This is a genomic window from Vagococcus bubulae, from assembly GCF_003950315.1.
GTDB classification, from domain to species: domain Bacteria; phylum Bacillota; class Bacilli; order Lactobacillales; family Vagococcaceae; genus Vagococcus; species Vagococcus bubulae.
Genome location: NZ_NGJT01000021.1, coordinates 1 through 15,369, shown reverse-complemented (window position 1 = coordinate 15,369; position 15,369 = coordinate 1). Strand labels below are relative to the sequence as shown.

The window sequence follows — 15,369 nt, the reverse complement described above, 5'->3', positions numbered from 1 at the left end:
TATAATGACACCGTCAACGATATATCCGGCTAGTATTCCGCCAACAAAGATAGCTATACCACCAATAATAGAACGTGGTTGTATATCTGTATCATTGTCAGGATTTCCTAATAAGGTTACAGAATCAGACAATAGACTTGGAGAGATAGCTGTGTTACTTTCGGTTTCTGGAATTGTAGAAGTCTCACTAGCAAACGCAGGACACGGGGAAATAGCATAGATACTTAACAACTATACAACGGATAGTGATAGAATCGATTTTTTCATTCTAAAATCCTCCTATAAAAAAATTTTTTTGAAAACTTAAATAATAACCAGCTAATAATAATACCTACAATAATACCTAAGATAAAAAGGAGTATATATTTTTTATTCAAAAATATCACCACCCACAATATGAATTATTTATTTATTTCCGTCCAAATAAAGGTTACAATCCATACTTTATTAAATCCTTTTTAGAATCGCCTATTGGCATGGCGCTACTCACAATTAACCAAACAGGTTCTATTATTTCATCTCTAAATATCCGAGATATTGAAGATATAGAAATTCCTGGTCTGTCAAAAGCAGAACAAGAAAGAATAGGAACGGAAGTTAAAGAAGCTGACGTACAGGTGCAGGAAAAATAGAAAATGCAAAGAAAGAGTATTTAGAAAAATACCAAGATATCTATATACAAATGGGACTAAACCAATCGTTTAATCCAGTGGCAAATTAAACTTTGTAGAAAAAAAGTAAAATATAAAAAGAGTAAGGAAAACCATGTTAAAACAAATTTATGTTGCAAGGTAGCTAGCTTTTAATGAAGAAATATCATTAATAGATGTATGTGATTTTGCAAAAAAATGCTAGGAGTAAAACATTCTAAATGAGTTAAATTTGCGAAAAAAATATAATCAGGTTTTTTCTTCAGTAGATAAAACGACTGAAGAGTACAGTAAGATGCTAGAAAAAAAGTTAATGCTATTTATGACTTTGAACTTGTAGATCCTGGATATATATCAGAAAGAATTTAGAAAAAAAATGACTTATTATTTAAATCAGAATAATGTTAAACTAACAGTAGTACTATCTTTATCTGTATAAAAAAGAAGAATTATATAATGTAATAGGTTTTTCTTATGTAAGATATTGTCTAGATGGAATTAGATAGAAAAAAAAATACTCGGAGTTTCCGAGTGGGGATTATCATAAATGGAGGTATTCAAATGTCAAGTGCAATACAACGAGCTAAACTACAATCACAAATATGGAAAATAGCTAATGATGTTCGAGGGTCAGTAGATGGCTGGGATTTTAAGCAATATGTTTTAGGAACACTTTTTTATCGTTTTATTAGTGAGAATTTTTCTTCTTATATCGAGGGTGGTGACGATAGCGTCAATTATGCAGAACTTAATGATGACATTATAACCAACGAAATTAAAGAAGATGCCATAAAAACAAAAGGGTATTTTATATATCCAAGTCAGATGTTCTCTAGGATCGCTAAAACGGCTAATACAAATGAAAGTTTGAATACAGATTTAGCTGCAATATTTTCTGCTATTGAAAGCTCAGCAAATGGTTATCCGTCAGAATTAGATATTAAAGGATTATTCGCTGATTTTGACACGACAAGTAATCGCTTGGGAAATACTGTAAAAGATAAAAATAGTCGTTTAGCTGCGGTTATTAAAGGAGTTGAAGGGCTTGATTTTGGTGAATTTGAAGAAAATCAGATTGATCTTTTTGGTGATGCTTACGAGTTTCTAATTTCTAATTATGCTGCCAATGCTGGTAAATCTGGTGGTGAGTTTTTTACGCCACAGAGTGTTTCTAGTCTGATTGCACAACTAGCAATTCACAAGCAAACAACGATTAATAAAATTTATGATCCTGCAGCGGGTTCAGGATCCCTACTTTTACAAGCAAAAAAACAATTTGATGCTCATATCATAGAAGATGGGTTTTACGGACAAGAAATCAATCATACAACGTATAATCTTGCTCGTATGAATATGTTTTTACACAATATAAATTACGATAAATTTCATATTGCTTTGGGGAATACACTCTTAGATCCTCACTATGGTGATGATAAACCGTTTGATGCCATTGTGTCTAACCCACCTTATTCTGTCAAATGGATTGGAAGTGAGGATCCTACACTTATTAATGATGAACGCTTTGCTCCTGCAGGTGTATTAGCACCTAAATCTAAAGCAGACTTTGCCTTTGTTCTACATGCTCTTAGTTATCTATCAAGTAAAGGGAGAGCCGCTATCGTTTGTTTCCCTGGTATTTTCTATCGTGGTGGCGCAGAGCAGAAAATAAGAAAATATTTGATTGACAATAACTTTGTCGAAACAATCATATCATTAGCACCTAACCTATTTTATGGGACGTCAATCGCTGTTAATATATTGGTTCTTTCTAAGCATAAAAGTGATAACAAAACACAATTTATTGATGCGAGTGGCGTAGAGTTCTACAAAAAGGAAACAAATAATAACATATTAACGGATGAACATATCGCAAAGATTATGGGAATGTTTGATAGCAAAGAAGATATCGATCATGTTGCAAAATCAGTTGATTATGATGCAATCGTTGAAAATGATTATAATCTTTCTGTTAGTTCGTACGTGGAAGCGAAAGATACAAGAGAAATCATTGATATCAATGATTTGAATGCGGAAATTAAAAAGACTGTCTCGAAAATAGATAAGCTTCGTACTGAAATTGAGGAAATTATTGAGGTGATTGAATCATGATGAAGTCGAATTTTATGGACAAATTACTTGATGGGGCTGAAGTTGAATGGAAAAAGCTAGGTGAGATATCCGGATTAATTACAACTGGCAAATTGAATGCAAATGCTATGGAAGAAGATGGTGAATATCCGTTCTTTACTTGCAATGAAAACCCATTCAAAATTGACAGCTTTGCGTTTGATTTAGAAGCCATAATTATTTCTGGGAATGGTAGTCAAGTTGGACATTTAAACTATTATAATGGAAAATTTAATGCATACCAAAGAACGTATATTATTGGCAACTTTATTGATGGTATCAATATTATGTATATTTATTATTATTTAAATCACACGTTAAGGGCATATATCGTTAAGAATTCAAGAAAAGGTTCTGTACCTTATATTACAATGCCAATGCTTGAAAACTTTGAAATTCCAGTACCTCATCTAGAAAATCCAGAAAAATCTCTTGAAATCCAAGAAGAAATCGTCCGTATTTTGGATACTTTCACAGAGCTTACCGCAGAGCTTACCGCAGAGCTTACCGCAGAGCTTACCGCTCGTAAAAAGCAATATGCTTATTATCGTGAACAGTTGTTGTCTTTTGAAGAGGGTGAAGTTGAGTGGAGGGTGTTGGGTAAAATATCAGAGTACTCCAAAACACGGATATCTAGTGAGTCTCTCGACGGGACAAATTATGTAGGTGTTGATAATCTTTTACAAGATAGAATGGGAAAAACAGAATCAAACCATGTTCCAAAGGCAGGAAATTCAACAGGATATTCTGTCAATGATATTCTAATAGGGAATATTCGTCCATATTTAAAGAAAATATGGCATGCTGATTGTGAAGGTGGAACAAATGGTGATGTACTTGTTATTCATCCAACGGATAAAAATATTAATCCTAAATATTTATTTCAAGTATTAGCAGATGACAAGTTTTTTGATTATAACATGCAACACGCTAAAGGTGCTAAAATGCCACGTGGCAACAAAAATAAGATAATGGAATATCCTATTCCTATTCCTTATCCAAATAATCCAATAAAATCACTAGCAGAACAAGAACGCATCGTATCTATCCTAGACAAATTCGATGCTTTAACATCTTCAATCACAGAGGGCTTGCCTCGTGAAATTGAACTTCGTCAAAAACAATACGAGTACTACCGAAATATGCTTCTTAGTTTTCCAAAAGAGGAGGTAGAGAAGTAACATGAACGTTTCATTAAATGATATTGCAAAGCAATTAAAAGATGATAGTAAAAAAGTTAAGCTTATTTATGCCTTTAACGGAACTGGAAAAACAAGGCTATCGCGAGAGTTCAAATCGTTAATGGTACCAGAAATGGATAATGATTCAGAGCAGGAAGACTCAGAAGTTATTAACAAGAAAATTCTTTATTACAATGCATTTACAGAAGATTTATTCTATTGGGATAATGATTTAGAATTTGATGCTGAACCAAAACTTAAAATCCATGATAACGCGTTTACAAGATGGATTTTTGAGGATCAGGGACAAGATCAAAATATTATCTCGAATTTTCAGCGGTATTCTGATGAAAAATTAACGCCGCATTTTAACGAAGGATATGTTAAGAATATAAATGGGATTAATACAACAGTTATGGCCTTTACCGAAGTGAAATTCTCATATGAGCGTGGAAATGATGAGAGTTCAGATAATATCAAAATTTCAAGAGGAGAAGAAAGTAGTTTAGTATGGTGTGTTTATTATTCTCTACTTGAACAAGTCATTAGTGTACTAAATGTAGCTGAACCAATTGAGAGAGAAACAAAACAATTTGACCTACTGGAGTATGTATTTATTGATGACCCTGTAAGTTCATTGGATGATAATCACTTGATTGAGCTAGCAGTAGATTTGGCACAACTTATTAAGTCAAGTCAATCTGGACTAAAATTTATTATCACAACACATAATCCTCTTTTTTATAATGTGTTGCATAATGAGTTTAGCAGAGATGATAAAGGCTACGGTTACAAGTACAGGAGGGACTTTGAAAAATATCGATTAGAAAAGTATGAAGACGGAACTTTTTTATTGGAAAGACAGCCAACAGATTCCCCTTTCTCCTATCATCTTTTCTTGAAAAGTGAAATTGAAAAAGCTATAAATACGGGTCAATTGAAGAAATATCATTTTAATTTTCTTCGCAATATTTTGGAGAAAACATCAACGTTTCTCGGTTATGACAATTGGGGTGATTTACTGCCACCTGCTGCCGATGGTAGATCTAATCCATATGAGAAAAGGATCATAAATATCTCAAGTCATTCGAAACATTCAGGAGATGAAGTAACTGAATTATCAGATGATGACAAACGTGTTTTAGAATATTTACTAAAAGAAATCAAACGAATCTATCAATTTAATTAAGATTTAGAAAAACAACGAGGAGGGGTATTAATGAGGGATTACAAACCCATTGCAGAATCAAATAACTTTATCGTACTAGATAAATATACGAAGATAGATTCACAAGTAACAAATTATCAAACGGAAGCCGATTTAGAACGAGAACTGATACAAGATTTGGTCAATCAAGGATATGAGCATCTTACCAGCGTAACTACTCCTGAAAAAATGCTTGCTAACGTCCGTGTGCAACTGCAAAACCTTAATAATGTAGAATTTACAGAAGCAGAATGGGTTAGATTTTGTGTGCAATTTTTAGATAATCCAAGTGACAACACTATCGATAAGACTCGAAAAATTCATACAGATTATATTTATGATTTTGTCTTTGATGATGGGCATATTCAAAATATTTATCTCGTAGATAAAAAGAATGTTGCGAAGAATAAAGTGCAAGTGATCTCTCAGTTTGAACAAAAGGGTACTCAAGCTAACCGATACGATGTGACAATTTTAGTTAATGGTTTGCCGTTGGTACAAGTGGAATTAAAAAAACGTGGGATTGCTATTCGTGAAGCATTCAATCAAGTTCATCGATACAGTAAAGAGAGCTTTAATTCAGAGAACTCTTTATTTAAGTATCTGCAGATTTTCGTGATATCTAATGGAACAGATAGCCGTTATTTTGCGAATACAACTAAACGAGATAAGAATAGTTTTGATTTTACTATGAACTGGGCGAAATCAGATAATACGTTAATTAAAGATTTGAAGGATTTTACAGCAACTTTTTTTCAGAAAAACACATTATTGAATGTATTATTTCACTATTCAGTTTTTGATTCTAGCGATACATTACTTGTTATGCGGCCGTATCAAATAGCGGCAACTGAAAGAATCTTATGGAAAATAAAAAGCTCATACCATGCTAAAAAATGGAGCTCCAGTGAAAGTGGGGGATTTATTTGGCATACGACCGGTTCAGGCAAAACACTAACCAGTTTTAAAGCAGCTCGTTTAGCTACCGAGTTGGATTTTATCGATAAAGTATTTTTTGTGGTCGATAGAAAAGATCTAGATTATCAAACGATGAAAGAATATCAACGATTCTCTCCTGACAGTGTAAATGGATCAGAAAATACTGCGGGATTGAAGCGTAATATAGACAAAGATGATAATAAAATTATTGTCACTACGATTCAAAAGCTGAATAACCTGATTAAAGGCGAAATAGATTTACCTATATATAATAAGCAAGTGGTGTTCATTTTTGATGAGGCTCACCGCTCACAGTTCGGTGCAGCGCAAAAGAATATTACGAAAAAGTTTAAACAATATTATCAATTTGGGTTCACAGGCACACCTATATTTCCTGAAAATGCTTTAGGTTCTGATACAACGGCAACAGTATTTGGACGAGAATTACATTCTTATGTTATAACAGATGCCATTAGAGACGAAAAAGTCTTAAAATTTAAAGTAGATTATAATGATGTGCGTCCTAAATTTAAATCTATTGAAATGGAACAAGATGAGAAAAAACTATCGGCAGCCGAGACTAAGGAAGCATTATTACATCCTGAAAGAATCAAAGAGATATCACAATACATCTTAAATAATTTTAGACTTAAAACGCATCGGTCTCACGCTAATAGAAAAGGATTTAATGCAATGTTTGCTGTAAGTAGTGTTGATGCAGCTAAGCTTTACTATGAATCTTTGACTACGTTACAAAAAGATAGTGAAAGATCCTTAAAAATTGCGACAATATTTTCTTTTGCGGCTAACGAAGAACAAAGTGCGATAGGAGAAATCCTTGATGAGACATTTGAACCGTCTGCTATGGATAGTAGTGCAAAAGAATTTCTATCTCACGCAATAAAGGATTACAACGATTTATTTAAAACCAACTTTGGGGTAGATAGTAATGGTTTTCAGAATTATTATCGTGATCTTGCTAGTCGAGTAAGAAAGCAAGAGATTGATCTTCTAATTGTGGTTGGGATGTTTTTAACTGGGTTTGATGCACCAACACTGAATACTTTGTTTGTCGATAAGAATCTGCGTTTTCACGGCTTAATGCAAGCTTTTTCAAGAACCAATCGTATTTATGATGCGACTAAAACATTTGGAAATATTGTTACTTTCAGAGATCTAGAACAATCAACGATTGATGCAATTACTCTTTTTGGAGACAAGAATACGAAGAATGTGGTACTTGAAAAAAGCTACAAAGAATACATGGAAGGTTTCACTGATCTCGCCACAGGAGAAGCCCGTCGTGGATATGTAGATGTAGTGAAAGAGTTAGAATCTCGTTTCTCTAACATTGATGAGATTGTCACTGAAAAAGATAAAAAAGATTTTGCTAGGCTCTTTGGTGAATATCTACGGGTTGACAACATCTTACAAAACTATGATGAGTTTTCTAGTCTAAAAGCTTTGCAATTGGTAGATATAAATGATCCTGAGGCCGTGGAGGAATTTAAATCTGCTCATTATCTAAGTGATGAAGATATCAGTGTTATGAGGGAGATTAAGATGCCTGAAGAAAGAGTTATTCAAGACTATCGGTCTACTTATAACGATATTCGTGATTGGCTTCGACGTGAAAAAGCAGGTAAAGAAAAAGCAGATTCCACGATTGATTGGGATGATGTTGTCTTTGAGGTAGATTTATTAAAGTCACAAGAAATCAACCTAGATTATATCCTCGAATTGATTTTTGAGAAAAACAAGAAGTCAAAAGACAAAGCATCATTAGTTGAAGAGGTACGTCGATTAATTAGATCCAGTGTGGGAAACCGCGCAAAAGAAAGCTTAGTAGTTGATTTTATCAATCAAACAAATTTAGATGAGATTCATGATAAAGCGAGCATTATTGATGCGTTCTTCTCATTTGCGCAAGCAGAACAAAAACGTGAAGCAGAGGAACTGATTAATACCGAAGAACTTAATGAAGAGGCTGCAAAGAGATACATACTTGCCTCATTAAAAAGAGAATATGCTAGCGAGAATGGAACCGAACTGAATGAAATTCTGCCTAAGATGAGCCCTCTGAATCCTAAATACTTAACGAAAAAACAAACTGTCTTTCAGAAGATTGCGACCTTTGTAGAGAAGTTTAAAGGCATAGGAGGAAAATTTTAATAAAGATTTTACTGAAATTAAAAAACATTAAGTCAGTTACATTAATTTTATTTAATGGATAGTTTATCAAATTAAGAAACTGAAGATATATCTAGCCTGGTGCTGATAAAATGAAGTTCGAGCATCTTGACTTCCCCCTTGTATTTGTTTTCGACGACTTAGTTCTAGGGGATTCAAGATGTTTTTTAAATACACAAAAATAGTGCTGGTAAATTTCTATCAACACTAGAAAGTATAGAACCAAACAATGTCAGATAAAGCATATTTATGATATACTATTTATGTACACAAATATTAATTTTTAAGGAGAGAAGAAAATGAAAAAAATTGCCCTTTTAACACTTTTTAGTACAGCGCTATTGGTATCAGCCCCACTTGTTAGTTTTGCGGACGAAGCAACAGGTAACTCAAGTGTCAATGTTCTTACTGATGATCCAGTCGATCCAGTCGATCCAGTCGATCCAGTCGATCCAGTCGATCCAGTCGATCCAGTCGATCCGGTTGATCCAGTCGATCCAACAGAGCCAACGGAACCAACAGAGCCAACGGAACCAACAGAGCCAACGGAACCAACGGAGCCAACGGAACCAACGGAACCAAGCAAGCCGACAGAACCAAGTAAACCAACAGAGCCAAACAAGCCGACAGAACCAAGTAAACCAACAGTACCAAACAAACCAGTAGACACAAACCCAATTGAAAACCCAGTTAATACAGATACAGGCGTTGTGATTGTTGCAGTTGAAGATAGTAAACCAATCATTCAATTAGCAGACGGAACAACAAAGAAAGTTGAAGCTAAAGAAATTGGCGCAAACGTTCAGAAAGACGGAACAGTAACGGTTAAAGGTTCAGACGGAAAAATGAAAGTTTTACCAAAAACAGGAGAAACAGAAAATATTGCATTGTCTGTCCTAGGTTCATTAATGGTATTAGGATCAGCATTCATTTTTAAAAAGAGAATCTAATTAAGTATTTATAAAAGCATGGTCGCAAGTTTCACTAGCAGCCACGCTTTTATTGGATCATTGTAGGGCGTTTTGAAGGGGAATCTATACTTTAAAATTAAACAAGCGCTTAGAATCGTTCTAGGCAACACCAGTAACAACCGTAGAATAAGCAATTTGGAATCATTTCAAAACCAGGCTATAATAAAACAGTTAATAATTGCGTTGAAAGCGGTTTCTATGTAAAATAATAATGAGATTTATCATTTTTACTGTACAAATTGTAAAGCATATGAAGAAGCTCGAATGGAAGGAGGTTAACGAATTTGAAAAAATTTTCAATAATAATTAATGTTGCATTTTGCGTTATGTTGCTATTTTCGATTTGTATAGTATTTTTGGGATTTAATAAGAATGGAAACTATAGTCTATATATTATTGGTGGTATTCTTCTGATACTAGGTTTGTTGTTCAATTGGTATTGCTTTAATAGATTTGTAAGCAGAAAGGATAAATAATGAAAAAAATTTCGTTTGAAACCGTAACTTGGCTTCATTTTGAAATCATGCTATAATAAATGTGCGAAACGATAAGATTTGTTGTTGCACAACAACACAAAAGCCCAACCTATGTCGAGTAGGTTGGGCTTTTTTTGCACTAGTTGCGATGGCTAGCGTTGTGGGTTAGGTAGCAACTTGCTTTCAATCGTTGTCTTTGTCCTTCTCTTCTAACCAATGAGAAAATAGTTCAGTGACTATGCCAACAAGTACTGGCGCAACGATTAACGATAAGATTTGGTAAAACACAACAACACCCCCTTACGGGGCAAGTTGCCGTTAATTAGTATAGCATACTTAATATTCTAAACAGTTGATAAATTAAGATAAAATCACTTATCACAAATCACCTATCACAAATCACAAGTGATTAATCACTTGTTTATTAAGATATTAAAAGCTATAATTTAAATAAAGCGTGAATTTTATTACACAAAAAGAGGGGGGAGAAACTTGGAACTAGCATTTAGAGAAAGCTTAAAAAAGATGAGAGGTACCAAATCAAAAGAAAAATTCTCCCAAGAATTAGAAATGAGTAGATCAAATTATTCACGAATAGAATCAGGAAAATCAGATCCAACCATAAAAACACTAGAACAAATTGCAAAGTTAACTAACTCAACGCTAGTAGTGGATTTAATCCCAAATGAGCCAACAGAACCATAAAAAACTATCAAAACTGAATGAAAACTTATTGATTCAGTTAGATAAAAATCAAACATTATTAGATCAGCAACAAAGATTAAGTTTAAATGATATAAATAATCCTGAATAATTCATACTTATGCAAAAATAACCCGTAACTCTAAATTTCTAAGAAATTTTGTATTTTTCGTGATAATTTAGAAACTACGAGAGTTAAAATTTCTAAATGTTCGATAAATTACCGCGCTTCAGCGCAATTTAGATACACTCATCCCTTGGAAGAAAACCACAATTTTTAAAATTAAAATGTGTTCACCAAGCAAGCTGCTGTATCCTTCCTAGGACTTGGTAGAATAAATCTTGATGTACATGATGCGAACTGAGCTTCAGTAACAGCCGACGTCCTGTTCGAACAAGTTTACCTGCGACCTTGAAGAGCTTTAATCGAATAGTATTTATCTGCATACTGGTAGTTTCATGTGTGAAGCAGAGTGTACGCATAAAATTAACGATGTTATAAGCCAGAAGGCTTATCATCATACGAGCGTGATTTTCTAAAAAGGAAGGGCTATCAGTCTTATCAAAATAAAAGCCATTTTTTGCTTCTTTAATAAAGTTTTCCATTGTTCCACGTTTGCAGTAAATCTGAAAGACGGTTTCCGCAGAGGTATTCTCTGAATAGTTAGTGATAATATACTCGTGTCTAAATAAAAGTTCATCGGCTTCTCGTGTTGATTTAATACAGACACGGCGTTTTTTCGACCAACTTTTTGCTTGATAAAATGTTGAAGAATAAATAATTTCTTTCTTATGCCAAGGATAGTTATCATCGATTTGAATAAAACTTTCCGCAAGTTTTGAGAGATTGCGGTTTGCTTTTAATCGAATCACAAAGAAACTATCATAGGTTTCACAGAGATCGTAGACTTCCGGTGTGGCGAATCCGCTATCGCCACGTACAAGAATGTTGCTAACGGGAACTACTTGATTATAATGCTCAAAAAGAGGCTCCATAAAAGCCCCAACACCAGTAGAAGTGTAAACACTGCCCGAACGAAGTTCTGCTTTTAAGAAATCTCCAGTCAAGCCATCAAATGCGACCAATGGGTGGTATCCATTGGTTTGATAATGAGCATTGTAATCTGTTCTTTCTTGTTTTCCATAAGTGTCTGAATGAGTTGAATCCAAATCGAAAATCATTTCTGTTACATTTCTCGCCAATCGTACTTTGTCAATCATGGCCTGGTTAAGGTCTTGTAACTGAGAAATATTTTCTTCACTGATGCGATCCCAAAATCGGGAAAGTGAAGATTGTGAAGCAAGCCTAGACTTATCCAAAATCTCCTTAAAAATAGGATCTTGTTGCAGTAGATTCGCAGAGGAATCGGTTGAATAGCCCGCAATATTTTGATAAATCAATTGCTTCATCAAAGATAAATTATTATGAATATGATAGAGTCGGTCATCTTCAATCTTTAAGAACCGTCTAGAAAGTTCAGAGAAATTAAGGGACTCCATAAATTCTTTGACAAGAATTAATCCAGAGTCAGTGGATAAATTTCCACCAGTATTTGAAATTGTCAATTTAGAGTTGAATTGCATCTTTTTTTCCTGTAATGTAATCATTGAAAGAACCCCTTTCTATGGTATTTTTGTCGTAACTTAACCATATCAGATAGGGGCTCTTTTTGTACACCCAAAGGGTGATTATCGAACAAGCCCACAACGCTATTGTAACAAGGCTACTTGGAATTTATTGGAACTATATGAATTATTCAGGGATAAGTAAAAATACGGTGGTAGACATAAAGCTATCACCGTATTTTTTACTGTTATTCTAAAGAAAATTCCCCCTAAATTATTCCCCATCAAGAACCCTTTTCAGACTTGCTTTTATTACTTCAGCATCCTCTGGATTCTCTTGTTCTAATCTAATTGCCTCAGCATTTGCTGCAGAAGAAGGCGTCTGTGTTGCTTGTTTTATTTTAGGATCTTCAATTGCATCTACATAATCTTTTTGTTTGTTCCATGCCTCTTTAATAGCATGATAGTATTCATCACTTTTCGTGTTCTCTGCTGGTTCAGAGTCCTCTATGTCTTGCGAATACACTTGTTGAACATACTCTATCATATTGCTGTTATCTAAATCTTTTGAGCCTGGATTTTCATCAAGATTTCGGGTTGCTAAAGAAATAGTTTCTTGTTGATTATAAAAGAGGTAGTAACTATCTCCTACTATTTGTAACGAGTCCGACTGATTATCTGGCATTTCGATTTTTACTTCAGTGTTAACTTTTACCTTTCGTTCTTTCCCATTATCTCCGACAAGGATAATAGTTTTAGTAGGTATTTCATTAATTGAGACCGGGTAAAATACCTCCTCTGTATCAGAAGAAATATAGATCCCATTTCCAAAATCATTTAAATCCTTTGTATTTAAAGTAATCGTTGTAGGAACATTTTTTTTATTCGTACTAAAAGTAAGGTGGTAAATAGTTTTTTGATTTGCTTCATTCCCATTTGGTTTCACTTCTTGAACAAAATCATTCAAATTAACGGCATAGAGAAAATTCTGTGCTGTTTCTGTACTACTAGAGCTAACCTCTTCAGTGCTTGATTTTGTAGCGGTAATCGATGTTTCAACTATAGTGGAATCTATTGAAGTTGATTCCACTCCAGTTGAATCTTTCCCCTGTGAACAAGCTGTTAATACAACAAGACTAAAAATTACCATTATAAATTTTGTCATAAACTCCACATCCTTTATATAAAAATATCACAAAAATCCGTCAAAAAATTTAGGCATCGAAATAAAAATAAATAACACTGCTCCACATTTAAACAAAAAATTTTCGAAACTATCCTATATGAAAATGGTAACAAAGAGTATATTGTATTACAACTAAAACGATTACAGAGAATTTAGAAAAAATTAAGTAGCTACTTCTTTCACCTTATCATCTTCCACTACTAACCGTAAGTCTTTCTGATCTTTTAATGTTACATAAAGGACATTACTTTCAAGAGTTTCAATTTGATTGTTTGTAATTTTGCCATCAATTTTTATACCACCCAAACTTTCATTACTTAAGTCTGTAGGAGGGTGAGTGTTTCTATACATCATAAAAATTCTAACACCAATAAGGATAGATACTGCAAATATAATTTTAACCACTGCATTCTTCTATTCAAAATCTTCCATAATAAAAATAAGAAAATTACTAAAATAATAAACAGTATAAAACTAACCATACATACCACTATGCTTAGCCAAATGTAAATAAAAAAGAAAACTTCCTCAAGTATACAGAAGGAGTGGTTTTCTATATATATAAATAGTTTGCTAGCAATTTTAGGCACAATCCTCGTCGCTGCAATATTTCTTATCATTCGGCAACTTTTAAAAAACAATGAGTTACCTGAATGATTCATACTTGTGGAAAAATAATTCATGACTTTAAATTTCTAGAAAATTTTGTATTTTTGGTGATAATTTAGAATCTAAGAGAATCAAATTTTCGAACTGTTTGATAAACAACCGCATTTTAGCATAATTTAAACAGACTCATCCCTTGGAAGAAAACATAATTTTAAAAATTAAAATGTATTTACCAAGAGAGTTGCTGTATCCTTCCTAGGACTTGATAGAATAAATCTTGATGCACATGATGCGAACTAAATTTTAGTAACAGTCGACGTCCTGTTCGAACAAGTTTACCTGCGACCTTGAACAGCTTTAATCGAATAGTACTTACCTGCATATGGGTAGTTCCAGGTGTGAAGCAGAGTGTACGCATAAAGTTAACGATGTTGTAAGCCAAAAGGCTTATCATCATACGAGCATGATTTTCTAAAAATAAAGGACTATCAGTTTTATCAAAATAAAAGCCATTCTTTGCTTCTTTAATGAAGTTTTCCATAGTTCCACGTTTGCAGTAAATCTGAAAGACGGTTTCCGCAGAGGTATTCTCTGAATAGTTAGTGATGATGTACTCGTGTCTAAATAAGAGTTCATCCGCTTCTCGTGTTGATTTAATGCAGACACGTCGCTTTTGAGACCAGCTTTTTGCTTGATAAAACGTTGAAGAATAAATAATTTCTTTCTTATGCCAAGGGTAGTTATCATCAATCTGAATAAAACTTTCCGCAAGTTTTGAGAGATTACGGTTCGCTTTTAATAGAATCACAAAGAAACTGTCGTAGGCTTCACAGAGATCGTAGACTTCCGGTGTAGCGAATCCGCTATCACCGCGCACAAGAATATTACTAACAGGAACTACTTGATTGTAATGCTCAAAAAGAGGCTTCATAAAAGCCCCAACACCGGTAGAAGTGTAAACACTGCCGGAACGAAGTTCTGCTTTTAAGAAATCTCCAGTCAAACCATCAAATGCGACCAATGGGTGGTATCCATTGGTTTGATAATGAGCATTATAATCCGTTCTTTCTTGTTTCCCGTATGTGTCTGAATGGGTTGAATCTAAGTCAAAAATCATTTCTGTTACATTTCTCGCCAATCGTACTTTGTCAATCATGGCCTGGTTAAGGTCTTGTAACTGAGAAATATTTTCTTCACTGATGCGATCCCAAAATCGGGAAAGTGAAGATTGTGAAGCAAGCCTAGACTTATCCAAAATCTCCTTAAAAATAGGATCTTGTTGCAGTAGATTCGCAGAGGAATCGGTTGAATAGCCCGCAATATTTTGATAAATCAATTGCTTCATCAAAGATAAATTATTATGAATATGATAGAGTCGGTCATCTTCAATCTTTAAGAACCGTCTAGAAAGTTCAGAGAAATTAAGGGACTCCATAAATTCTTTGACAAGAATTAATCCAGAGTCAGTGGATAAATTTCCACCAGTATTTGAAATTGTCAATTTAGAGTTGAATTGCATCTTTTTTTCCTGTAATGTAATCATTGAAAGAACCCCTTTCTATGGT

At 33.8% G+C, this 15,369-nt stretch carries 14 protein-coding genes; 9 read left to right on the top strand and 5 right to left on the bottom strand.

From position 1 onward, the window contains the following. Positions 1-4: 4 nt before the first annotated feature. The 7 genes from CBF36_RS12460 to CBF36_RS12385 all read left to right on the top strand — a co-directional run bounded on the left by CBF36_RS12460 (position 5) and on the right by CBF36_RS12385 (position 9,244). Positions 5-220 carry a hypothetical protein gene (locus tag CBF36_RS12460; RefSeq protein ID WP_243638014.1) on the top strand — a complete coding sequence of 72 codons (216 nt, stop codon included), beginning with the start codon at positions 5-7 and terminating at the stop codon, positions 218-220. 256 nt (positions 221-476) lie between these two features. After that, positions 477-632: a restriction endonuclease subunit S domain-containing protein gene (locus tag CBF36_RS12455; RefSeq protein ID WP_243638013.1), complete on the top strand. Its 156-nt coding sequence runs from the start codon at positions 477-479 to the stop codon at positions 630-632. 579 nt (positions 633-1,211) lie between these two features. Further along, positions 1,212-2,759: a type I restriction-modification system subunit M gene (locus tag CBF36_RS09765; RefSeq protein WP_125958258.1), complete on the top strand. Its 1,548-nt coding sequence runs from the start codon at positions 1,212-1,214 to the stop codon at positions 2,757-2,759. After that, on the top strand, positions 2,756-3,958 hold the full coding sequence (locus CBF36_RS09760) for a restriction endonuclease subunit S (protein WP_125958257.1): 1,203 nt from the start codon (positions 2,756-2,758) through the stop codon (positions 3,956-3,958). The genes CBF36_RS09765 and CBF36_RS09760 overlap by 4 nt, the downstream gene beginning before the upstream one ends. A 1-nt stretch (position 3,959) precedes the next feature. Continuing rightward, complete coding sequence (locus CBF36_RS09755; RefSeq protein WP_115234425.1) at positions 3,960-5,147, top strand: AAA family ATPase; 1,188 nt, start codon at positions 3,960-3,962, stop codon at positions 5,145-5,147. Between the two features lie 30 nt (positions 5,148-5,177). Then, entirely contained in the window at positions 5,178-8,276 is a 3,099-nt protein-coding gene (locus tag CBF36_RS09750) for an HsdR family type I site-specific deoxyribonuclease (RefSeq protein WP_125958256.1), read from the top strand. Positions 8,277-8,593: 317 nt separating this feature from the next. Beyond that, positions 8,594-9,244, top strand: a complete 651-nt coding sequence (locus CBF36_RS12385; protein WP_207854500.1) for an LPXTG cell wall anchor domain-containing protein — start codon at positions 8,594-8,596, stop codon at positions 9,242-9,244. Between the two features lie 680 nt (positions 9,245-9,924). On the opposite strand, the gene CBF36_RS09730 is transcribed toward CBF36_RS12385, so the two are convergent. Beyond that, positions 9,925-10,029, bottom strand: coding sequence for a type I toxin-antitoxin system Fst family toxin (locus CBF36_RS09730; RefSeq protein ID WP_109840873.1), 105 nt, complete (start codon positions 10,027-10,029; stop codon positions 9,925-9,927). Between the two features lie 204 nt (positions 10,030-10,233). Here CBF36_RS09730 and CBF36_RS09725 point away from each other — a divergent pair, with 204 nt between their 5' ends. Beyond that, positions 10,234-10,446: a helix-turn-helix transcriptional regulator gene (locus CBF36_RS09725; protein WP_010731575.1), complete on the top strand. Its 213-nt coding sequence runs from the start codon at positions 10,234-10,236 to the stop codon at positions 10,444-10,446. After that, on the top strand, positions 10,427-10,555 hold the full coding sequence (locus tag CBF36_RS12545) for a hypothetical protein (RefSeq protein ID WP_276330749.1): 129 nt from the start codon (positions 10,427-10,429) through the stop codon (positions 10,553-10,555). The genes CBF36_RS09725 and CBF36_RS12545 overlap by 20 nt, the downstream gene beginning before the upstream one ends. A gap of 182 nt (positions 10,556-10,737) precedes the next feature. Here the strand turns inward: CBF36_RS12545 and CBF36_RS09720 are convergent, their stop codons facing one another. The 4 genes from CBF36_RS09720 to CBF36_RS09705 all read right to left on the bottom strand — a co-directional run bounded on the left by CBF36_RS09720 (position 10,738) and on the right by CBF36_RS09705 (position 15,347). After that, positions 10,738-12,051, bottom strand: a complete 1,314-nt coding sequence (locus CBF36_RS09720) for an IS1380 family transposase (RefSeq protein ID WP_125958254.1) — start codon at positions 12,049-12,051, stop codon at positions 10,738-10,740. Between the two features lie 232 nt (positions 12,052-12,283). Next, entirely contained in the window at positions 12,284-13,174 is an 891-nt protein-coding gene (locus CBF36_RS09715; protein WP_125958253.1) for a hypothetical protein, read from the bottom strand. 183 nt (positions 13,175-13,357) lie between these two features. Continuing rightward, positions 13,358-13,600, bottom strand: a complete 243-nt coding sequence (locus CBF36_RS09710) for a hypothetical protein (RefSeq protein ID WP_125958252.1) — start codon at positions 13,598-13,600, stop codon at positions 13,358-13,360. A 433-nt stretch (positions 13,601-14,033) separates the two neighbouring features. Next, positions 14,034-15,347 carry an IS1380 family transposase gene (locus CBF36_RS09705; protein ID WP_125958251.1) on the bottom strand — a complete coding sequence of 438 codons (1,314 nt, stop codon included), beginning with the start codon at positions 15,345-15,347 and terminating at the stop codon, positions 14,034-14,036. Positions 15,348-15,369 lie beyond the last annotated feature (22 nt).